Source organism: Methanolobus sp. ZRKC3 (genome assembly GCF_045291275.1).
Classification (GTDB): Archaea; Halobacteriota; Methanosarcinia; order Methanosarcinales; family Methanosarcinaceae; genus Methanolobus.
The window spans coordinates 2,589,938-2,611,301 of sequence record NZ_CP146982.1 but is presented as its reverse complement, the minus strand read 5'-3'; the positions used below and the strand labels follow the sequence as shown (position 1 = coordinate 2,611,301).

At 41.8% G+C, this 21,364-nt stretch carries 19 protein-coding genes; 8 read left to right on the top strand and 11 right to left on the bottom strand.

What is annotated here, in order from left to right; all coding sequences use genetic code 11:
- Nucleotides 1-341: 341 nt before the first annotated feature.
- Nucleotides 342-2,081: a chloride channel protein gene (locus V7O66_RS13315; RefSeq protein WP_406660797.1), complete on the top strand. Its 1,740-nt coding sequence runs from the start codon at nucleotides 342-344 to the stop codon at nucleotides 2,079-2,081.
- 22 nt (nucleotides 2,082-2,103) lie between these two features.
- Here V7O66_RS13315 and V7O66_RS13310 read toward each other — a convergent pair whose 3' ends face one another.
- From V7O66_RS13310 to cgi121, 3 genes are all read right to left on the bottom strand, one after another.
- The gene (locus V7O66_RS13310; RefSeq protein WP_406660796.1) at nucleotides 2,104-3,381 is read right to left on the bottom strand and encodes a tRNA (N(6)-L-threonylcarbamoyladenosine(37)-C(2))-methylthiotransferase; all 1,278 of its coding nucleotides are present in this window, start codon (nucleotides 3,379-3,381) and stop codon (nucleotides 2,104-2,106) included.
- Nucleotides 3,382-3,389: 8 nt separating this feature from the next.
- Nucleotides 3,390-4,478, bottom strand: coding sequence for a class II fructose-bisphosphatase (glpX, locus tag V7O66_RS13305; protein WP_406660795.1), 1,089 nt, complete (start codon nucleotides 4,476-4,478; stop codon nucleotides 3,390-3,392).
- A 94-nt stretch (nucleotides 4,479-4,572) separates the two neighbouring features.
- Nucleotides 4,573-5,082 carry a KEOPS complex subunit Cgi121 gene (gene cgi121, locus V7O66_RS13300; RefSeq protein WP_406660794.1) on the bottom strand — a complete coding sequence of 170 codons (510 nt, stop codon included), beginning with the start codon at nucleotides 5,080-5,082 and terminating at the stop codon, nucleotides 4,573-4,575.
- 117 nt (nucleotides 5,083-5,199) lie between these two features.
- On the opposite strand from cgi121, the gene V7O66_RS13295 reads away from it, so the two are divergent.
- Both V7O66_RS13295 and leuS read left to right on the top strand, forming a co-directional pair.
- Nucleotides 5,200-5,349 (top strand): hypothetical protein, encoded by a 150-nt coding sequence (locus V7O66_RS13295; RefSeq protein ID WP_406660793.1) that lies wholly within the window; start codon nucleotides 5,200-5,202, stop codon nucleotides 5,347-5,349.
- 373 nt (nucleotides 5,350-5,722) lie between these two features.
- The gene (leuS, locus tag V7O66_RS13290; RefSeq protein ID WP_406660792.1) at nucleotides 5,723-8,611 is read left to right on the top strand and encodes a leucine--tRNA ligase; all 2,889 of its coding nucleotides are present in this window, start codon (nucleotides 5,723-5,725) and stop codon (nucleotides 8,609-8,611) included.
- Nucleotides 8,612-8,681: 70 nt separating this feature from the next.
- Here leuS and V7O66_RS13285 read toward each other — a convergent pair whose 3' ends face one another.
- Together V7O66_RS13285 and V7O66_RS13280 are read right to left on the bottom strand one after the other, a co-directional pair.
- A complete protein-coding gene (locus tag V7O66_RS13285; RefSeq protein WP_406660791.1) occupies nucleotides 8,682-9,473 on the bottom strand; it encodes a nitrilase-related carbon-nitrogen hydrolase in 792 nt (263 codons plus the stop codon).
- A 66-nt stretch (nucleotides 9,474-9,539) separates the two neighbouring features.
- Complete coding sequence (locus V7O66_RS13280) at nucleotides 9,540-10,163, bottom strand: hypothetical protein (RefSeq protein ID WP_406660790.1); 624 nt, start codon at nucleotides 10,161-10,163, stop codon at nucleotides 9,540-9,542.
- 192 nt (nucleotides 10,164-10,355) lie between these two features.
- Between V7O66_RS13280 and V7O66_RS13275 the strand changes: the two genes are divergently transcribed.
- The 4 genes from V7O66_RS13275 (at nucleotide 10,356) to V7O66_RS13260 (ending at nucleotide 13,388) form a co-directional block, all read left to right on the top strand.
- The gene (locus tag V7O66_RS13275; protein WP_406660789.1) at nucleotides 10,356-11,381 is read left to right on the top strand and encodes a deoxyhypusine synthase; all 1,026 of its coding nucleotides are present in this window, start codon (nucleotides 10,356-10,358) and stop codon (nucleotides 11,379-11,381) included.
- 146 nt (nucleotides 11,382-11,527) lie between these two features.
- Nucleotides 11,528-12,040, top strand: coding sequence for an ArsR family transcriptional regulator (locus V7O66_RS13270; protein WP_406660788.1), 513 nt, complete (start codon nucleotides 11,528-11,530; stop codon nucleotides 12,038-12,040).
- Nucleotides 12,037-12,825 carry a MarR family transcriptional regulator gene (locus tag V7O66_RS13265; protein WP_406660787.1) on the top strand — a complete coding sequence of 263 codons (789 nt, stop codon included), beginning with the start codon at nucleotides 12,037-12,039 and terminating at the stop codon, nucleotides 12,823-12,825. The genes V7O66_RS13270 and V7O66_RS13265 overlap by 4 nt, the downstream gene beginning before the upstream one ends.
- Nucleotides 12,826-12,860: 35 nt before the next feature.
- The gene (locus V7O66_RS13260; protein ID WP_406660786.1) at nucleotides 12,861-13,388 is read left to right on the top strand and encodes a metallophosphoesterase; all 528 of its coding nucleotides are present in this window, start codon (nucleotides 12,861-12,863) and stop codon (nucleotides 13,386-13,388) included.
- Nucleotides 13,389-13,461: 73 nt separating this feature from the next.
- Here V7O66_RS13260 and V7O66_RS13255 read toward each other — a convergent pair whose 3' ends face one another.
- From V7O66_RS13255 to V7O66_RS13245, 3 genes are all read right to left on the bottom strand, one after another.
- Complete coding sequence (locus tag V7O66_RS13255) at nucleotides 13,462-14,028, bottom strand: RPA family protein (protein ID WP_406660785.1); 567 nt, start codon at nucleotides 14,026-14,028, stop codon at nucleotides 13,462-13,464.
- Nucleotides 14,029-14,958: a replication factor A gene (locus tag V7O66_RS13250; RefSeq protein ID WP_406660784.1), complete on the bottom strand. Its 930-nt coding sequence runs from the start codon at nucleotides 14,956-14,958 to the stop codon at nucleotides 14,029-14,031. It abuts the gene before it with no gap.
- Between the two features lie 159 nt (nucleotides 14,959-15,117).
- Nucleotides 15,118-16,986: a cation:proton antiporter gene (locus V7O66_RS13245; RefSeq protein WP_406660783.1), complete on the bottom strand. Its 1,869-nt coding sequence runs from the start codon at nucleotides 16,984-16,986 to the stop codon at nucleotides 15,118-15,120.
- A gap of 266 nt (nucleotides 16,987-17,252) precedes the next feature.
- Between V7O66_RS13245 and V7O66_RS13240 the strand changes: the two genes are divergently transcribed.
- Nucleotides 17,253-18,176 carry an aldolase gene (locus tag V7O66_RS13240; protein WP_406660782.1) on the top strand — a complete coding sequence of 308 codons (924 nt, stop codon included), beginning with the start codon at nucleotides 17,253-17,255 and terminating at the stop codon, nucleotides 18,174-18,176.
- A gap of 270 nt (nucleotides 18,177-18,446) precedes the next feature.
- On the opposite strand, the gene V7O66_RS13235 is transcribed toward V7O66_RS13240, so the two are convergent.
- From V7O66_RS13235 to V7O66_RS13225, 3 genes are all read right to left on the bottom strand, one after another.
- Nucleotides 18,447-19,034, bottom strand: a complete 588-nt coding sequence (locus V7O66_RS13235) for a hypothetical protein (RefSeq protein WP_406660781.1) — start codon at nucleotides 19,032-19,034, stop codon at nucleotides 18,447-18,449.
- Nucleotides 19,035-19,165: 131 nt separating this feature from the next.
- Complete coding sequence (locus V7O66_RS13230; RefSeq protein WP_406660780.1) at nucleotides 19,166-20,050, bottom strand: RPA family protein; 885 nt, start codon at nucleotides 20,048-20,050, stop codon at nucleotides 19,166-19,168.
- Nucleotides 20,050-21,357 (bottom strand): Single-stranded DNA binding protein, encoded by a 1,308-nt coding sequence (locus tag V7O66_RS13225; RefSeq protein ID WP_406660779.1) that lies wholly within the window; start codon nucleotides 21,355-21,357, stop codon nucleotides 20,050-20,052. Before V7O66_RS13225 ends, V7O66_RS13230 begins: the two co-directional genes overlap by 1 nt.
- Nucleotides 21,358-21,364: the final 7 nt, after the last annotated feature.

Below are 21,364 nucleotides of genomic sequence, written 5' to 3'. Positions count from 1 at the left end.
TTGTGAAAGGACGCATTATTCCCACCCTCGGACATGTTTATACTCCAACGTAATACTCCAGCTCCGTATTGGAACACAAACATAAAGCAAAGCTATATAGCATGCTCTATGCGAGACTTAAATTTGCTTGCAGACATACAGTATACCACTGATGCCTCTACGTTACTCCACTAACATTCAGTACACAACAATATAATATATACATATTCAATACATGCCAAATTATAAATTTTCCTTTATTCTAACAGGAACGTAAACACATAGCTACAAACAAATTCAATAGGTATATGTACAATGTGCGAATACATCCTAAAATCATGTTTGAGTAGAGATGACCCCTCTTGGATATAAAAAAAATAAAAAGCGGATTCCAGCACTATTTTTATCAATGGGTTCAGAACGAGTCCATAATATCCAATTCCCTTGCAGTAATAATAGGTCTTCTAACAGGCATTGCCATAGTGATCTATGATCATGCCATTGAATTCAGCAATCAAGCCTTTTTCGGCAATATTGAAGGGCAACCTGGATACTATGTAATTCTTCTTCCAGCACTAGGAGGACTTCTGGTAGGTGCTCTCTTCCATTTATCCAGGGGCACAAGACGATATGATATCGAACATGTCATTGAGGCTACCACACTTCACGGAGGTCGGATCTCTGCAAAGAATGCATTCATGGAAGTCCTTGCATCAGTAATATCAATAGGATCAGGCGGATCTGTCGGAAAGGAAGCACCAGTGGTTCTTGCAGGATCGGGCATTGGTTCCTCTATTGCACGTACACTGAAAATACATGGAAACCGAGTGAAGATACTCATTGGATGTGGTGCATCAGGAGGAATTGCCGCGGCTTTCAATGCACCCCTTGCAGGAGTTGTTTTTGCAGTTGAGGTAATACTTGGAGAACTTGAAGCAAAAACATTCATACCAATCGTTATTTCCGCAGTGTTTGCAACACTCATTTCAAATGTCGTTTTTGGAGTGAGAGTCATACAGGTTTCAAACTATGAGCTCGTCAGTCCTTTTTATGAATCATTGCTCTATCTTGGCCTTGGAATGCTTGCAGGAGTAATTTCAGTTGTACTAATGCGCGTATTACATATTATACATGATTTTTTCGAGAACTTCAAAGTACATCCTATTGCCAAACCGGCCATAGGCGGACTTTTAGTAGGGTTGATAGGTTTTTTCTACCCACAGGTATTCGGAGTTGGATACCACGTTATAAACGACGCACTTTCCAATAGTATCCCCCTAAAAGTAATGCTCATACTGATAATTCTCAAAATTTTTGCATTTTCATTCACAGTCGGATCAGGAGGATCAGGAGGATCCATTGTTCCGGCAATGTTCACCGGAGCAATGCTTGGTGGAGCATATGGAAGCATATTCCATGGAGCATTTCCCATTATCACCGCTGAATCAGGCGCCTACGCACTTGCAGGAATGGGAGCACTGCTTGCCGGCACAAGCCATGCACCGCTTGCAGCAATACTTATCCTCTTTGAAATAACGAGAGACTATAACCTCATACTGCCAATAATGCTGGCATGCGTAGCAAGTAATGTGGTCTCAAGCTCACTAAATCCGGAATCTATCTTCACAGAAGGGCTGAAGCGGCGCGGATTTATAATTCGAAAGGGCCAGGAAATCGACATAATGGAATCTGTTCTTGTAAAGGACGCAATGAGAAGGGATGTTCAGACAGTATCAGAGAACAAAAGCGTAAAAGCACTTATTGCACTGATGCAGACAAGTAGACATGCCGGATTCCCGGTACTTGACTCAAACGGCAGGCTCTACGGGATTGTAACACTCAAAGACCTGCGTGATAAAGTGGAGCATAATCAGCTTGAAAAAACCATCGGAGAAATAGCAAGCACCGATATTGAAACCGCCTACCCCGACGAAACCCTGAACAATGTACTAAAGCGTCTTGCTGCAAGAGACATTGGAAGACTTCCGGTCGTATCCAGATCTGACGAAAGAAAACTTCTTGGAATCATTACAAGAAGTGATATTGTTAAATTATATGATAAGAAAGTACTTGATAAAGTTAAAAAGAAAAAAGAAAATTAAAAACCGAACTAACCAGCCGGTTTTATTCTACAATATTCCCAAGAAAATAACCTGCAGTCGCGTCATAAACCCTGACCCTGCACATCACTCCAGGACTTATATGGCATTCAGGGATCACCACTGGCTTATACGAATCCGTGCGTGCCATCATACCTTTTGTCTTTGCTTCTTTGGAAATGAAAACCTCGCCGTCCCACCCTATCATCGCATTTTTTGATTCCAGTTTAATGCTCTCACAAAGACCATGAAGTTCATTAGATCTTCGAACTATGATGCGGGAATCTATCTTCCTTAAGTCCCATGCCTTTGTATGAGGACGGGGAGTATAGCGGGAAATATTAACCTTATCCGGGCGATAAAACTCCACCCAGCTGAGAGTCTTTTTAAAATCCTCATCAGACTCACCAGGAAAACCGACTATAATGTCTGTAAAGAGCGTGAAGTCCGTAAATCGTTCCCTGAACCTGTGAATTATATCATTAGCTGCTGAAATGGTATGATAACGATTCATCCGCTCCAGTACATCGTCAGATGCAGACTGTATCGGAAGATGCAGCAGCTTGTATATTTTATCATTATCAAAAGCATCCAGCAGGTCCTCGAGTATGGGAGCTACTGAAAAAGGGTTCATCATACCAACACGAACTTTGAATTTCCCCGGGATATCACATATCATCCTTAGCAGTTCAGGGAGAAGAACATCACCATCATTCCCATACTGGCCATTGTCCTGCGAGGTCAGCCAGATCTCCCGGCATCCTTCAGAAACTGCAGCCTTGATATCAGAAACAATTTCCTGTGGCTTAAATGACTGAAGTTTTCCCCGCGCAATGCTAACTATGCAGTAAGAACATGAGAAATTACAGCCCTGTGACAACTGACATATGTGGATATTAGGGTTGTAGCGAATACGCGGAACGTTCTGGAAACCTTCAGGCTCCTCCATAAACACCTGAATGCTACCCTTATCAGAACCAAGTGAATCAATAATATCAGTCACTTTTGAGACTGAGTTGACACCAAGGATGTGAGCTTGTGGATTCTGGTTAAGAATATCTTCAAGTTGCACCTCAGGCATGCAACCTGAAACTATTACTTCCTTACCACTATCCCCGGCTGCACCGATCTTGTGCAGTATCTTCTGCTCGGTGGTATACTTGACAGTACAGGTATTGATCACCAGCACATCAGCATCCTTCTCAGGAACAAGGTCATGCCCCTTGTCCCTGATACTCGCTTTCATTATCTCTGCTGATGCCTGGCTGGCAGAGCAACCATAAGTTGATACGTGAACTTTCATTTCAATTCTCAGAAACGCAATGGATTGCGCTCTTTGTCATGTATGTAAATGGTATCTGTGAATTTGACAACGCCGGAGATTCCAATATTAATGCTGTGGACCCTTGCATCACCTTCACCAAAAAGGCTCACGCCACGAAGGATCGGGCCGGGTGTTACACCGGTTGCAGAAAATATCACATCTTCACCGGGAACCAGCCGGTTGGTGTCAAGCACATCATTGATATTATCTTCAGTAATGCCCATGGATTCAAGCCGTTCCATCTTTTCAGCTTTTTCCTCTGCGATCTTCTCTGCAGATTTGCCGTTAGCAACTGTAGGGAGCACAAGACGTGCAAGTATCTTACCACCAAGGCATTTAATTGCAGCAGCTGTAAGCACTGCCTCTCCTGAGCCACCTGCACCCAAGACCATGTGCACACCTGAACCCCTGATAGCAGTTGAAACACCTGGCATAAGATCCCCATCGGTAACAAGATTTACACGGGCTCCAGCTTCTCTTATTTCCTTTATTTTCTGCTCGTGCCTGTCTCGCTCAAGAATGACAACAACAAGTTCGTCAATGCTCCTGTTAAGAGCCTTTGCAACGATCTCAAGATTGTCGCGCACCGGCGCATCAAGGTCAATCTTCTCATCTGGATGTTCCCTTTCATATTTGACTACTTCCGGGCCTACAACTATCTTATCCATGTAAATATCAGGACCGTGGAAAAGACCACCTCTTTCTGCCATTGCCATTACAGCTATTGAACCTGGCAAACCTTCTGCAGCGAGATTTGTTCCTTCAAGAGGATCTACAGCAATATCGACTTCCACGCCTTTTTCCCAGGTACCTACCTTTTCCCCGATATAAAGCATAGGAGCTTCATCACGCTCACCTTCTCCGATCTTGATAATACCCTTCATATCAAGGCAGTTGAGCATCCTGCGCATGGCTTCCACTGAAACCTGATCAGCGTAGTTCTTATCGCCACGACCAATCTGATAGGAAGCTGCAATGGCTGCAGCCTCGGTAACATGCAACAATCTTGGCAGGAGCTCGCTTTCTAAGGAGCCTGCGCACTTTATCATATCTTCTGCAGTTTTAGGATGAGGCATATAATCTTTCCTTTGTTGATTATTTGAATAATTGATCAATGTTAAATTCGCGACACAACTATTAACAATTTCTATATTAACTTTGGGGAGAAACTCATTTTAGTATGTCAACAAGAGCTACACGTTCCATTACAAGATCAGGAATCATTTCTTCACCCACAGCCCCAAGTTCCCCCTCAGTGATGTTGAATTGAGCAAGAATGGGATCCTTTTTGGAAACGGAATAAGCTACCACAGGACTTTCCCGGACGATGTTTTTGATTGCCGCAACGGAGTTTTTTATACCATCCCGGTCACCCAGCACCACAAGAACGACATCCATATCACCTTCATGCACACCCATGGAAAAAGCCCCCTCTATCTGGCGTTTTCCCGATGCATACCTCATGATCTCAACACCAATATCCTTGGCAGCATTGCAATTACACTCTTTTGCACGTAATGCTTTTTCCACGGCAAAAAGAACATGTGCTTCACCGGCAATCTTTGCAGCATCCATTGCCTGTATGATGGTACCATTCTGTGCAGATAACGATGCAAGTTGCTTCAAAAAAACAGATAAATTATCTATGCTTGCATGAGCACCTAATATATGGGATTCCATGAGACGAAGATTGGACTGCTGTTGAATAAGCATGTCGGTAAAAATGTCGGATGATGGTTTGTTTCCGCAAATTATATTTCCTTTGATTTCTAAATTTAAATATTGGAGGTGGGACTAGTGCATAAATTATATGACATGGAACCGGGAGAGCGTTACTTCTGTGAGAGATGCAGTTTTGAAATGGAAATTGTCGACCGTGGCGAGACATCCTGTGACGATATAGCTGTATGCCCCTGTTGTAATGAACCCTTAAGATTAAGAGAGTAAACATACTCTCTAAAAACGTATTCACTTTTTTCTAATTCTATAACATTGGCCTAATAGGTTCAGAAAAAAGTTGCTTCATTTATTTTAAGTGCCATAGTCAAAAACTTGAGCATACACCCAGATGATCCAGATAATATGATACAGAAAAATGAAGGTAAATCCGTATCCTTTATTAAGGTTGTTATTTATTAAAACCACTATAATCAAGACATATTCAAACCGCTTTATTGAAGGGTTTTGATGTACAATTTAAACATTTAATAAACGCCTCAATTCTATTTCAGAAAGAGTGAATGATATGAACACTTAGATCTGAACAATAAACTTTGGGAAATTTAGTGATGATTTAGTCCAGCGTGAAAAGGTGCGAACAATGGAAGAAGATTACAATGCACAAGAAGTAGAAAATAAATGGCAAAGCCGTTGGAATGAAAGCCGGATATTTGAACCGGAACCAGATGAACGTGAGAAGTTCCTCATAACCATACCATATCCTTACTTAAACGGCAATTTACACGCTGGCCACACCAGGACTTTCACGATTGGCGATGTCATTGCAAGGCACAAGAGAATGCAGGGATATAATGTGCTTTATCCAATGGGATTCCACGTCACGGGAACTCCGATAGTGGGTCTTGCAGAACTCATTGACAATAAAGACCCCCAGACCATGGACGTATATTCCAGGTTGCACAGGATCCCGGAAGACATACTCCCAACCCTGAACAAACCGGAGAATATAGTTGATTTCTTCAGTGTAGAAGCTGAAAAAGCAATGCGATCCATAGGTTATTCCATTGACTGGAGAAGGAAGTTCACAACAACAGACCCTACATATAAGAAATTCATCGAATGGCAATTCAACCTGCTTTACGAGAAAGGACTCATAGTAAAGGGTTCGCACCCGGTAAAATGGTGCCCTAATGACAATAACCCTGTTGAAGACCATGACATCCTTCACGGTGAAGAAGCAACCATCGTTGATTACACCCTTGTAAAATTCAGCTACGATGGAATGGTACTGCCATGTGCCACCCTAAGACCAGAGACCATCTTCGGCGTAACTAATCTATGGGTGAATCCGGAAATAAAACATGTAAAAGCCAAAGTAGAGAAGGATGGCAAAGAAGAGATCTGGATCGTTAGTGAGGAAGCATATAACAAGCTCACCTACACTGACAGAGAAGTGGAGTTCATCGAAGAAGTCCCATCAGAGTCAATTATAGGCATCAAAGTGACAAACCCACTCACCGGAAAGGACATTATCACTCTACCCGCCTCTTTTGTGAAAGGTGGAAACGGCAGTGGAATAGTCATGAGTGTCCCCGCGCACGCACCTTATGATTATCTGGCGTTAAAAGACCTGTATGACAAGGACCTTTCAGAATATGGCATCACTGAAAACCTGAGAGACATTAAACTTATCTCATTAATTAAAGCCAAGGAATTTGGCGAGTATCCAGCTGTTGAAGCCGTTGAACAACTTGGAGTCACAGACCAGAGTGACAAAAAGGCAGAAGAAGCAACAAAAATGGTCTACCGCCGAGAATTCCATGGTGGTGTGCTTAAAGAGAGTACGGGCAAATATGCAGGTGTTGCTGTTGCAAAGATCAAGGATGTCCTCACCAGAGACCTTATAGAAGAAGGGATCGGAGAAGTATTCTATGAGTTCAGTGAACCAGTGGTATGTCGCTGCGGTACGAAATGTGTTGTAAACATGGTCAAAGGACAATGGTTCTTGAACTATTCCAACCCTGAATGGAAAGATAAGGTCTACAAATGTATTGAAAATATGGAGATCATCCCTGAAGAGCTGAGAGTAGAGTTTAACAACAAGGTAGACTGGCTCAAGGACAAGGCATGTGCCAGGAAAAAGGGACTTGGTACCAGATTGCCTTTCGACCAGGACTGGCTCATCGAATCACTGGGTGATTCCACTATCTACATGTCATATTACATTACCAACAAGTTCTTTGCACAGGGTATTGAGCCGGAAAAACTTACACCTAAACTCTTTGATTATGTGCTGCTTGAAAAAGGAAGTGTTCAGGAAGCTGCAATCGATACCGGACTGGACGAACGTCTTATCGCACAGATGAAATCCGATTTCGAATATTGGTATCCTGTGGATATGAGATCATCCGGAAAGGACCTTGTAGCCAATCACCTGCTTTTCTTCCTCTTCCACCATGTAGCGATATTTGAAGAAGACAAATGGCCACGCTGCCTTGCAGTAAACGGATTTGTGTCCCTGGAAGGACAGAAGATGAGCAAATCAAAAGGCCCGATTCTGACACTTAAGGAAGCAGTTGACAGTTATGGTGCTGATGTATCCCGTATGTACATACTGTCCAGTGCTGAACAGACGCAGGATGCGGACTGGAGAAATTCAGGAGTGGAAAGTTCCAAAAAGCAGGTAGATAGATTCTACAAACTTGCAAAGGAGATTATCGATTCCGGTGCAACATCAGGAATTGATGGAGATCTTAAGCTCATTGACCGCTGGATGCTCAGTAGGCTGCAACAGTGCGTGAGAGATACAAACAACGAGATGACATCCCTAAGGACAAGGAGTGCATTACAAAACGCATTCTTCCTGCTCTACAATGATGTTAAATGGTACCAGAGAAGAGGCGGAAGTACTATTCTTTATGATGTGCTGGACACATGGATTCGCCTGATGGCACCATTCACACCACATATCTGTGAAGAGATCGGAGCAGGCATGGGCCATGATGAAACTAACTTCATTTCCCTTGAGGCATATCCGGTGTTCTGTCCTAAATATATTGACAATGATGCCGAGCTTGCAGAAGAGTTGATCGTTAACACATTATCCGACATAGATGAGATTATCAAGGTTGCAAAAATCAGCCCTAAAAAGGCAGTTCTCTATACATCCCCCGAGTGGAAGACAAAAGCATTCAAACTTGCACTTTCCATGCAGAATGATGAAGAACTGAATGTCGGGAAACTGATCAAGACGCTCATGGCAGACCCCGATAACCGCAGATTTGGCAAGGAGATACCCAAGTTCGTACAGAAAGTTGTTCCCGACATATCAAGCATGAAAACCGATCGTTTTGAAATGTTGATGGATTTCAAGCTGGATGAAAAGAGGACACTTGAGGAAAACATAGGTTGTCTTGAAAAGGAAATTGGATGCCCTGTTGAAGTTTACACAGCAGATGAACCGGAGTACGATCCTGAAAAGAAATCCAGATTTGCAAGTCCATTAAGACCTGCAATTTATCTGGAGTGATATTTTACGGCATATATTCTTGCCGTAATTTACTTTTTTTAACAATAAAATTACTTTAAAAACGAATATATCAATACATATCCGTTTTCCTATCCGTGAAAACAGGTATTGCAGACCTTACAATTTTGACTTCATCAAGATCAAATGTATGGATCAGTACACATTCTTCTTCGCCAGCTTCCCTGCATACCTCACCCAGAGCATCTACTATCAGTGAACCACCAAAAAAGGAGGAATTCGGGCCTTCCCCTGTGCAGTTGCAGGCAATATGTGGGATCTGATTTTCAATTGCTCTTGCAGTTGCAAGTGTTCTCCAGATATGCTTGCGAGGTTTTGGGAACTCTGCTATGGTTACCAGGAGGTCTGCACCTTCAAGGACAAGCTTTCGTGAAACTTCAGGAAAACGGACCTCATAGCATATTTCAAGCCCAATGGTCAAATCCCTTTTATTGAGTCTTATCGGATGGATCGAGTTCCCTTCCTGGAAAAATTGTCCCTCTCTTTTGAAAAGATGAGTTTTTCTATAGGTGCCAACGACTTCCCCACCTTCGATACAAAAACCAAGATTATAATAGCTATTCTTAGCCATAGAAAGCTGCTTTTCAATTATGGAAGCCACAATGACACAATCATTCGCCTTTGAGAGGTCACATAAGCGAGAAATTGTATTCCCATCGTGTGTTTCAGCTGAAGTTTCCATTTGTTCATAACAAAATCCAGTTGAAAAAACTTCAGGAAGCACTATGATCTCAGCACCCATCGATAAAGCATATTCAACCATTGAAAGTGCTTTTTCAACATTTCGGTCTTTTTCACAGTGGCATATGTCCATCTGCACACAGGCAATTTTCACCTCAACCATGATATCGAAATCCTTTTTGGCACCGGCCAGATATTGCTAGTATCCTTTGAAAAATATGGCTTAATATCAAGCGAAATAATCATCTATTCGGGTTCTCTTTGTTTTAGGGATCATGCCACTTACATCAACTGAACTCTTCAGGATCTTGAGCAGCAGGTCATTTGAATGCTTAATTAGTTCATCGGTTTCCCTGTCCACCTCATAAGCAGGATCCATAGGTGGTATTTTTATTTTGGAGATTCCGGATATGTACTCCTTAAGATTCTCATTTGATGATGATGCTACCAAACTTTCGGATGTATGTAAAGTGTCATTGATGGTTTTGGGACTGATACCCATTTTTATGATCTCTTCCCGGAATATGGGGCGCTCCAACACACTTGTAAAAATGTGTACCGCCACCGGAAGACGCATATTTGTATCAATACCCATTATATGTTTTGAAATTGCAGAATACAGGTCATCAAATGCATCTTCATTTTCCACCTCCTGTACCATACTATATACTTTGGAGGGAGGGATCTCCACCTCATTGAGCTTTCCCATATCCCTTAGTGCACGAAGGTAACCAGTCATAATAAGTCGATGTTCATCAATCCCTGTTTCTTTCAGATTACGGGTGATAGCGCTTATTGACAGTTGTTTTCCTTCCAGGATTTCATTGATCTTTGAGTGAAGAGTATCAGACATAGTATTCGTATCAACATTGGTAACAAACTTGGATAAACCTATCGGTTTTATCCCGGCAATTGTATAATACACAGGCAGGTTTAAGAATGATGATTTGCATTGGTAGTGAGCCTTATTTAACAAAGGAAGGCTATGATTTTAGCACAATGCCGGACACTTCCCTTGCAAGGCTCCTACATGTCTGGAGGAAAAATGAAATTACATACTTTTACTAAGAATCCAACCATACCGTTGGAAGTAACTGACCGCTCTGTGAGTGAGCTGATGGATGCGATGAGATCAACAGGATTTCAGGGCAGAAAACTGGCAGAATCGGTAGCTGTATGGGACAGCATGTTAAAAGAAGATAATGTGACCATTTTCATGGGACTGAGTGGAGCCATGGTTCCTGCAGGAATGAGAAAGGTCGTAAAATATCTCATCGAAAACAGGCTCATAGACTGTCTGGTGAGCACAGGCGCTAATATTTTTCATGATTGCCATGAGGCACTCGGACTTAAACATTATGTAGGCTCACACATCGCAAATGATGAGGAGCTTTTTGAACATGGCATAGACAGGATATACGATGTATTTGCCTACGAAGAAGAATTCAGAGACACCGATCATTTCATTGCAGACTTTGTCAAGCAGCATGAAGGTAAGATATACTCATCCCGCGAGTTCATACGCCTGTTAGGTAAAGAAATATCAGAGAAGGGAGATAGTGATTCTATCATTGCCAGTGCCTATAAGCACAATGTCCCTATCTTCATACCTGCCCTTTGTGACAGTTCCATAGGTATTGGTATCACCATTGCAAGAAGGAAGGGATACAACCTGAATATAGACCAGATCAAGGATGTTGACGAAATAACCCAAATGGTTGAAATGTCAGATCGGACCGGCGTTGTATACATTGGTGGCGGAGTACCTAAGAACTTCATCCAGCAGACCGAAGTTGTAGCTTCCATAATGGGACATGAAGTTAAAGGTCATGAATATGCCATCCAGTACACTGCAGATGCACCACATTGGGGAGGACTTTCGGGTTGCACATTTGATGAAGCAATTTCCTGGGGAAAGATTGCAAAGGAAGCTAAGAAGATACAGGTTTTCGTTGACGCTACCATAGCACTTCCCATAGTGACTCATGCATTGAATGAAAAAAGTGCCAACCACAAGCGAAACTCGCCAAATTTTGACTGGGAAGAAGGTACTGCAAGACTTTTTTATTAGTGGCTTAAAGCCACAACACCTTTATTAAGTTTAAATCCATATTACATAGATGCTAAAAAATAAGCATTCATTTGAGCAACTGATATCTATTGAATGGATTAAATGTTCAAATGCGGCTATACAGATCCCATTTATGAGGTTATAAAATGAGTAAACGAACAAGAATTATTAACGACCCTTCCGAACTCGTACCTCTACTTCAGGTTTTTGGATCAAAAAAACACAAGAAAGTTTTTGATGCACTTCTTAATATGTGGATGACAAAAGATGACCTCGATCAAAGTTTAGGAACTGACGTTACAACCAGTATCAATATCCTGAAGAAAAGTGGTCTCATTGAAAGTCAGTGGCACATGCCCGAACCCGGAAAGAATCCTGATAAGGAATATCGAACATCTTATTCTAAAGTCCAGACCAATTTCCAATGTTCTTTTGAGGACATGAGTGATATTATCATGCTCACTTTCCTGCCGTACGAAGAAGTAAAGGATTCCATAGAAGAACTTGAATATCTGGTAGAACAGGGCAATAATTCTATGAGCAGTCTTACACGGGCACTCAACAAGAGTCCTTTGTACATACGCGCAGTTGCAAGAAGATCTGATAAATTGTCAGTCATGGGGCAGAGATTAAAACTTGCAGATGAGGAAATGGAATGATAGATCTTCTTCATAGTAAGAGCGGCATCACAAAGTTCCAAATACTCATAGAGGTAGCAGCTCACCAGCCAAATGTCAGGCAGAAGGAGATTGCCGAAAAGATAGGTGTGACACCACAGGCAGTATCTGAATATATAAAAGAGCTTGTAGCAGAAGGCTTGGTATATTCCGAAGGAAGGGTCCGTTACCGAATCACCAAACAAGGCGTTGAATGGGTACTTGAAAATGCGAACGATATGAAGCGTTATGCCCGCTATGTAATGAGCGACATAATAAGCCACGTGTCAACATGGACCGCAATTGCTGAAGAAAAACTTGAAAAAGATGACAAGGTTTATCTGAAAATGAGCAATGGACTTCTCTATGTAGGGAAGGAAAATGTGACAAATGCAAGCGGAACTACCATCTCAAGTGCTGAAGAAGGAGAGGATGTAGGAGTTACCGACCTTATGGGACTTATTGATCTTGAGAATGCAAGCATAACTGTTTGCAAGATCCCAAGGGTTGAACGTGGCGGATCAAAGAATGTGGACATCGAGCGCCTAAGATCTCTTGCAAAATCAAAATCATACATTGCCACCATCGGCGTAGAATCATTGATAGCCCTGAAGAGAGTAGGCATGGAACCGAATGTGATGTTCGGTGCAAAAGAATCTGTGATCGAAGCTGCATATCACGGACTATCTTCAATTGTGCTTGCCATTGATGAGGAAGTACCATCCATACTTAGCAGGCTTGAAACGGAAAACCTGGAATACGAACTTGTTGACCTGAGCATCCAATAAATCATAACTTTTTCCAGAATTTATGAGGAATTTGAATGAAAATAATTGTCATATCGGACACACATCTTGAAACAGATAGCATCCCCACTTACCTTGCAGAGCTTTTTGAGAAATACGATATGATAATTCATGCAGGAGACTTTACTTCTACGGGATTCTATAAAGCCCTTGAAGCCACAGGCAAACTCAAGGCGGTTTATGGAAATTCCGATAACATTGAGGTTAAAAATATCCTTCCTGAAACACTGGTGTTTGAAGTAGAGGGGGTTAAAATAGGAGTTGTCCACCGTGGAGCCCTTTCCATAATGGATACAGACCCTATCAGATACAAAGCACTTGAAATGGGCGTAGATATACTTGTTTTTGGCCACATACATCAACCCATTATAGAAAAGAGCGATGTACTCCTGATATGCCCCGGGTCACCAACAAAACCAAGGATGTCAGACCCCAGCGCTGTTGAGCTCATTATTGATAATGGCACAATAAGCACAGAAATTATAGAAATTTCCGGCCAATCCTGCAGTTATATTGATTTCTCACGCAAGCTCAGCGAAGAATAATATCCCTGACACGATTCATTGAAATAATAAAAGAAAGCCATGCAGATTTGCTGCACAGCTGACACATACAACATCAATAAGTATCTTTCAGAGACTTGAGCGCATCCAAAACCATGGAATAATACTGCTTCCCATCAGTGTTGTAGTACTCTTTTGCCTTGACGACATCAGGAGACGAACTTTCAAGTTCATTCAACCTTGCAAGGGTGTTATTTGCAGTATCTATCACCCACATATCCCGCACCTCACCATCAACAATATAGATGGATTCAGGACGAACGGATGTTAGTATATCGCCTTCCTTGGTAGTATATGTACTTGGCTTACCGACTATTGCTACAAAAGCCGGTGTTTCACACTCTGCAAGAACCTGAGCAGCTTCCGGCTGATACTGACCTGCATATATCAGGAATGAACCGGTGGGATCTACAACCCTTCCACGCCAGTATTCAGAATCTGTACCAATATCCTCTTTCTCAACCAGAGTACCAACGATGAACATACGATTGACCCTGGCACCCGTAGGTGTTAGAAGATATTGCGGAGCATACTGGTCTTCACCATCTTTGAAAGTCAGGTTAGAGTCCTTGAATTCCTGGGCAAATAACCTTCTTGATACTTCACGTGTATATCCTGCCATTCAGATCACCTCTGCAGCTGCAATAAGCTCATCCAATTCTTCAGGATCGAATGATAACTTCTTTGTCAGAGAATCCACTATCAAATAGCGATCCACGCGAGAACCTGTTATAGTATAATATTTTCCAACAAGCAGTTTTTTCATCTGCTCAAGAACAACCCCCTGATCAAGGGCATCTGCCGCAAGAGAAATTGCATTTTCAAGGGTCATACCTGTTATTTCTTCCGCAAGTTCCCTCTTAATTATAGCATCCTGCGTAACAGCACCATCATCCATGACAGCCTTGATACGAAGATCATAAACACCATCAACTTTACCGTGTTCCATACACGCACCCTTTGTAAGTGCCCTGTTACATTCAGGACATCTCTTTATAAGCCCTGAACCGGATTGTATATCCACCATAGCACCGGTGAAAGTGACCGTTGAAGTACCGACTTCTATGTCCTCTTCAATACTTTCAATAACACTGGTCTTGTTGATGTTTACCTGGAACTTGCCGTTCCATTCATTTACGACAACATTCTTGAAAAAATAATTCTGACCTTCGCTAACATCAGGAAGTTCAGCGCTTGTCCACTTTGTGAATTTGATAGTACCACTGTCATCACCAATAAGACCAACCTGGGATATGGATTCATGGGAATTGTCCCACAACTGCACTACTTTACCCTTAAAACTAACCCATTTACCATCCACATTCATTTCAGAAACTTTCTTTTGTGGTGATTCTGACTGACCGGTATAAAACTCGCTTCTTGGAACATTGTGCTCTTTTAAGAAATAATTGATCACACTTCTGCGTGCCTCATCTTTGGGGACCTTGAATTTATTGATCATTTTGTCAAGTCTTTCCTCAATCTCCTCAAGAGGAATCTCTACACCCAATTCCAGAAACTGTCTGCTAATATCCTGTGAAATATCTTTCATATTTAAACCTCGGGCCTCTTGTTTGTCTATCTTTTGGAGAGGCAGTAATCGTTTATGTCGTAACAGTATATATGTGATTAGTAAGCAGGGTGAAAGTATTCAGACCAATCCACAATCAGTAAAAAATAATAAAAGAAGATAAAAAGACTCCACAGGGAATTACCTGTGCAGTATATCCGCAACACCCTGTGCAGAATCCCCTTCGCCTATAATAGTCACGAGATCATCATACTCAAGAATGAAATTTCCATTTGCGATGTGTGACTTGTCGCCTCTTCTTATCATCATCAAAAGGCTGTTCTCGGGAAGAGTTAATTCTTTGATGGCCTTGCCTACAACATTGGGGTTGGTAACCCTTATTTCAAGGATATTTCCTTCCTCACCCACCTCACACATGGAGAACATGGACGTCCTACCTACCATATTATCAAGAACAAGGGCTGTAGTCATCTGGGGACTCATGGAACGGATATCAAGATCCCAGAATGCATGGAGGTTCTCAACATTGTTTACCCTTGCCACTATTTGCTCTTCTTTCAAACCGAACTTGCTTTTGGCGATCTGGCTGACCAACAGGTTAGTATTATCCTGATTGGTAGTTGCAACTATATACTTTGCTTTTGCGATACCTGCGGCTTTCAGGACGTTGATATCCTCAGCATCCCCATGTACAGCCCTGATACCCTGCTTGAGCAAACGACTGCATTTTTCTTCCGAATTGTCGATAACAACAATGTTCTCGCCTCTTTTCTCAAATCTTTCAGCCAGGATCTTTCCGACTTCTCCGCCACCTATGATAAGGATCTCCATGGGTATAACTCCTAATATATTAGCCACACGTCTTCCCAGTGTACCGGTCATGACTACTGTAATAATAACTGTCAGGAAAACAAGTCCAACAAGAACCTCCCCGCCTGGAATATTGAAAAAATCCAGTTTTACTGCGAAATAGGTTGCTATGGAAGCGGGTACAACACCCCTTGGACCTATGAATGATATGAATAATTTCTCTTTTATCTTCAAACCTGAATCATAGCAGGATATGAAAACTGATGCAGGACGAACAATAAAGATCAGCATTAATACGACCAGAACTCCTGTTGCACCAAGATTGATGACATCTTCAAAACGCAACATTGCGGCAAGAAGGATGAATATAAGAGAGAGCATCAGAAGAACAAGATCGGTCTTGAATTCCTTAAGAGCCTGCTTGTGAGGGATTTTAGATGTGCCGGTCATTATGCCGAAAACAGCAACTGCAAGTATACCCGATTCATTACCCAGAAGTTCGGATATCACATAGGTTCCGGTAACCATTGTGAGGGTTATCATCCTTGCACTTTGATCGGTAACCAAAGAACCACCGGACAGGAAACGTTTCAGCAAATAACCGCTTATAGTACCAATGGTCAGTCCTATTAGCAATCTCTGAAGAATGAAAAATATTGCATCAAAGCCCGATAGTTCCGATACTATCCATTCAAAGACAAATGCTGCAAGTATCACACTGGCCGCATCATTAAGAATACCTTCAAGCTCCAGGATCTTACTTACCTTGTGATTTACATGTATCTGCCTCACAAGAGGAGTTATTACCGTCGGTCCGGTTGCAGCCACCAGTGCTCCGAAAAGTGCAGCAAGCTCTATCTGAAGTCCAAGCAACAGATGAGTCACAGCTGTAGCTCCTATAAAAGTCACAAGAACCCCTATCGTTGTTAGCTGCAATGCCGTCCTCTGGATGGTGCGTACACTCTTGAAATCAATATGAAGACCACCATCGAAAACGATTATTGCTACTGAGAATGAAACTATTGCAGCCAGACCCTCACCAAACAAAGCAGGATCTAGAAGACCCAGTATTTCAGGACCTACCAGCATACCCTCAAGCAGAAGGAAAAGCATAATAGGAACATTTAAACGATTACTGAGCCATTGAGCAACTATACTCATCACAAGCACAAAAACGATCAGTTCCAAAAAATATATTGATGACTCCACAGGCAATCCCCATACAACTGAAATATACATACGATAGCACTTTTGACTTTAATAATCCTACAACATAATCGAAGTCTAGGTATAAAACCCTTTACAGTGCAATGGTTAATGGTTTCTATCATTTACATCAAAAGGTACATACAATTGCAATTTCACATAATATATCACGGGAAAAAAGTTAACTATTTTTAGTATCCCCACCATCCTGAGTACAATAATTAAAATAGAAAAAACAAGATTAAGGATACATACAATTAAACTAAAATCATACAACTATTCAAATTCGAGTGATACAAATGGTCTCAATTAGGGAAGAAGATATTAAAGTGCCTTTAGATGTTCCACAGGAAGCACGTGAAACTTACATCCAGAACTACATGGAAATTACCAAAGGAACGGGGAAAATGATGCTTTTTGCAGGTGACCAGAAGATAGAACACCTCAATGATGATTTCTTTGGAGAAGGCATCCCCGCTGATGATAACGATCCAGAACACCTCTTCAGGATTGCAGCTAAGGGAAAGATTGGTGTGTTTGCAACCCAGTTGGGACTCATTGCAAGATACGGCATGGACTATCAGGACGTACCATACCTTGTAAAAATAAACTCAAAATCACACCTCATTAAGACAGAACAGATGGATCCATTCAGCAACCAGTTGTATAATATGGATCAGATCGCTGAATTCCGTGACAACAGCGGGCTCAAGATCATGGGAATCGGATATACCATATATCTTGGCAGCGAGGATGAGGCATACATGCTTAATCAGGCAGCACAGCTGATATATGAAGCACACAAATATGGACTTATTACCGTTCTCTGGATATACCCAAGAGGCACTGCTGTGGAAGATGAGAAGGACCCACACCTCATTGCAGGCGCAACCGGAGTAGGAGCATGTCTTAATTCCGACTTCGTGAAGGTCAACTATCCAAAGAAAGATGGTGAAAAAGCCGAAGAAGCATTCAAGGAAGCAGTTCTTGCAGCCGGAAGGACAAAGGTTGTCTGTGCTGGCGGAGGCAGTGACGATCCTAAAGCATTCCTACAGAAACTACATGACCAGATACACATCAGTGGTGCAGAAGGAAATGCAACCGGCAGGAACGTGCACCAGAAACCACTTGATGAAGCAGTAAGGATGTGTGATGCAATTTACGCCATCACAGTAGAAGATGCAAGTGTAGATGAAGCTCTGAAGATATACCTTGGTAACTGAGCAGCGGGTCTTTGTATCCCTGCTTATTCATTTTTATTTGCATACATACACATTTGATTTTTTTACAATTCTATTGCCATCCCAAAAAGCGGAGGCTATGCAAAATTAACAACATCTTTGAAAGGTTCTATCGGATAGATGGAACCAAACCAGGAAATGTGGATAGAAAGTGAAGAGGGACTTGGCTATACCGTACATCAAATTGCCAAGCCCTGAAAATAGGCAGAAGGAATAACTGATCAAAGGATTATTTCCTGCCACTCTCAATGATCATTCACATGAGCATTCAAAGTCAAATCCCAAAAGGAAAGTTCCGGTACCTTTAGCCTGCTCAAAACCTATCCTCTCTTTTATGTATTCATCACTGGGAGGAGAAGGAGATGCCAGGTGCGCATTGCATGCTTCCGGAAGAATTTCAATTTCTGAACATGGTTTGGGTGGAAGCACAACTACAAGAGGCTTATTTGCTGAATTCATATTCTTAAGTACCGACTTATCAAAAAGTACTATATTCCCGATAACAAGATGGTCATCAGAATTCTCTAACTCCTCGAGCTTACTTTCGTCATCAATATCTTCACCGACAATACAACCTTCATGCATCAGGATCACATTTGGTGCAGGTGGCCACTTATAGTCCATATCAGTTGTGAAGGCCATCATCACATCATTTTCAAGGACCTGTTTGACACCCTTATTATCACCAATACCAAGCCCCATCAAAGTCATTTGGTCTGCTTTCAACTCAAGATCCCTGATAACCTCACGCTCCTCATCCGTAAGAATATGTACCTCTCCGACACCTTTTATTTCCTTTATAGAACTGGTAACCTGTTCGATAACATCATTATTCACCATGATAAGTCCTCACTTTATTATTTCATTCATTATACAGATAATAACAATTCACTTTCTTGATATTGGATTTACATTCATCCATATTTAAGTATGACGATATTGGGAAGAGTTTGGCACCGGAAATAACATGATCAATTAATCACTTTGAATACTCCTGCACGAGGCTCATATATATGACCTTTTGAGAGCAGTGAGCGGACATTCAGATCCACTTGATCCGCAGACATACCCTTTGAACTTGCCTCATCCAAGAGAGTAGAATATTCAATAGCATTACCATTCCCTATATTTTCCATCATTTCCAATAATACTGATTCGTCATCAAGAGACATATCTGATTTTGATGATATCTCATCTTTTATGGAAAGGAGAGCATTTTTCATTTCTCTTTTAAGGTTTTCAAGATAAGACGAATCAGTATGATAGTACTCCAATGCCAGACAAATTCCCTCTGCAAGATGCAACGAAACATCCTTCCCCTTCAAATCATCAAGAAGTATTTTGCCTTCCACATCCAATTCCAGAGCCTCATCGAACAGATCCATGCGTTGTAGGGTCAGCTCTGCAGTATCCACAACCCACCGGTTTCGAAGACCTTCATCAGCATAGTTTATCTCCTCAGGACGCATCGAGACAAATACCTCACCATCCTCAGGCTCGTATGAGCGGACCTTTCCTACAATCATAACGTAAGAAGGTACTTCAACATTGGACAGGAAAACCAGAGCTTCAGGTTGATAATTTCCTGCATATATCGTAAATGAACCTGTGGGGTCGGAAATACGTGCACGCCAGAGTTCATTCTCCCCTCCTTTTTGGCTACCCATATCTTCAACTTCTGTAATTACACCAACTACAAATGCACGGTTTACTTTTGCGCCAGTGGGTGTTACAAGGAAATTAGGGGAATTCATACTATCGGAATGTTCCGGATGATCTGACCCGATATTTAGGTGGAAATGGGAATCATTGAACTCTTTTGCAAATACCCTGTATGCTATTTCTCTTTCCACCATCAATAACCACCGCCCTCACCAAGTCTTTCTAGCAGAGAATCAATACGCTCTGGCAGATCGTTCTCCGGATACCATGCTGATTTTGCCACAATGCTCACGCCTAGTTCATTCTTTGATGAATTGCCCCTGGCAGCAATGTATTTCCCGGTAAGTGTACGTTTCATGTCCTCGAACACGACATCTTTAGAAATAGAATCCAGAACCATCTTTTCCGCTTCATAGATACTTTTTCCGTATATAGCCTCTGAAAGCTCACAGTTAAGCATCAGGTGTATAGAACCAGTTCCATCATCAAGTATTGCCTTTATACGCATATCCCGGATACAATCCACATTTCCATGGGCTCTGCAATTTGATTTTTGAGTCACACGGTTACATACAGGGCAACGCTCGATCATGCCAGACCCAGGCCTGATGGAAATAATATTTCCCCTGACAAGCACATCAAAGATACCATTGGATTCAACCACATCAGACATGGGCATTGGATCCGGCACCATGCTTGCGGATTCCAGAGAGAACGGCAGTTCATATGGATCATCTATTGTATCGACAGAAGTATCCTCATTGAAACTGATCGATGGCAGACCTCTGAATATTCTGACTGCTGCACCTTCAAAGCGCACAAAGCTGCCAATATCAATACCAGCAAGCTTTTTCCATGATGTAAAAGGCAATTTTCCAGTTTCATCCGCAATGACACCTTCAATTACAGTAAGGTTTTTTCCTTTCAGGGATACATCCCTGTGATACATCTCGATGATGACTACCTTTGAGCCTGTTATCACGTCAGCTGAAACTATATCTTTCAGTTTTTTGAGACTTGTATGAGACATTTCCTCAATGCCCTGAAAGTGTTCGTCAGGCAATTTTTCCAGCGTCGAACGTTTCCCAAAGTAAAGTTCCGGCCTATTGTTCCAGAGCCTTGTATAAGCATTATTTATTTTTAAAACATCTCCGACACCAATGGACATGTCGTCCCAACAGGTAAAAGAGCATATACCGGTGCCATCACCCATTGTACCCGAAAAAATTATCTTTTTTTCACCCTGAGAAATAACTATCTTTTCTTCGATGCTAAGAATACGGGCAACTATTTCGATGCCTTCCATTCCCGTCTTCAGATCTTTTATAAGCACAGGAGAGGCAACTTTTGACTTGTATTTGCTCATAATTGTTTTTTTAGCCTCATCCAGCGGAACTTTAAAACTTAGAAGTTTCTCCAGTTCAAGCCTTATGATATCCTCATCAGTATTTCCAAGCGCCCTGCTTAATTCCCTGACATGGGGCGCAATTCTGTCTTCCATATGTAGT

Bases quoted from the DNA above. Each gene is read 5' to 3' on its own strand.
- V7O66_RS13250 (WP_406660784.1), bottom strand. From the start codon at position 14,958: ATGAAAGATATTTCACAGGATATTAGCAGACAGTTTCTGGAATTGGGT.
- V7O66_RS13225 (WP_406660779.1), bottom strand. From the start codon at position 21,357: ATGGAAGACAGAATTGCGCCCCATGTCAGGGAATTAAGCAGGGCGCTT.
- V7O66_RS13285 (WP_406660791.1), bottom strand. From the start codon at position 9,473: ATGGTTGAGGTGAAAATTGCCTGTGTGCAGATGGACATATGCCACTGT.
- V7O66_RS13240 (WP_406660782.1), top strand. From the start codon at position 17,253: ATGGTCTCAATTAGGGAAGAAGATATTAAAGTGCCTTTAGATGTTCCA.
- V7O66_RS13265 (WP_406660787.1), top strand. From the start codon at position 12,037: ATGATAGATCTTCTTCATAGTAAGAGCGGCATCACAAAGTTCCAAATA.
- V7O66_RS13275 (WP_406660789.1), top strand. From the start codon at position 10,356: ATGAAATTACATACTTTTACTAAGAATCCAACCATACCGTTGGAAGTA.
- V7O66_RS13245 (WP_406660783.1), bottom strand. From the start codon at position 16,986: ATGTATATTTCAGTTGTATGGGGATTGCCTGTGGAGTCATCAATATAT.
- V7O66_RS13260 (WP_406660786.1), top strand. From the start codon at position 12,861: ATGAAAATAATTGTCATATCGGACACACATCTTGAAACAGATAGCATC.
- V7O66_RS13270 (WP_406660788.1), top strand. From the start codon at position 11,528: ATGAGTAAACGAACAAGAATTATTAACGACCCTTCCGAACTCGTACCT.
- cgi121 (WP_406660794.1), bottom strand. From the start codon at position 5,082: ATGGAATCCCATATATTAGGTGCTCATGCAAGCATAGATAATTTATCT.
- V7O66_RS13310 (WP_406660796.1), bottom strand. From the start codon at position 3,381: ATGAAAGTTCACGTATCAACTTATGGTTGCTCTGCCAGCCAGGCATCA.
- V7O66_RS13255 (WP_406660785.1), bottom strand. From the start codon at position 14,028: ATGGCAGGATATACACGTGAAGTATCAAGAAGGTTATTTGCCCAGGAA.
- V7O66_RS13280 (WP_406660790.1), bottom strand. From the start codon at position 10,163: ATGTCTGATACTCTTCACTCAAAGATCAATGAAATCCTGGAAGGAAAA.
- V7O66_RS13230 (WP_406660780.1), bottom strand. From the start codon at position 20,050: ATGGTGGAAAGAGAAATAGCATACAGGGTATTTGCAAAAGAGTTCAAT.
- glpX (WP_406660795.1), bottom strand. From the start codon at position 4,478: ATGCCTCATCCTAAAACTGCAGAAGATATGATAAAGTGCGCAGGCTCC.
- leuS (WP_406660792.1), top strand. From the start codon at position 5,723: ATGGAAGAAGATTACAATGCACAAGAAGTAGAAAATAAATGGCAAAGC.
- V7O66_RS13235 (WP_406660781.1), bottom strand. From the start codon at position 19,034: ATGGTGAATAATGATGTTATCGAACAGGTTACCAGTTCTATAAAGGAA.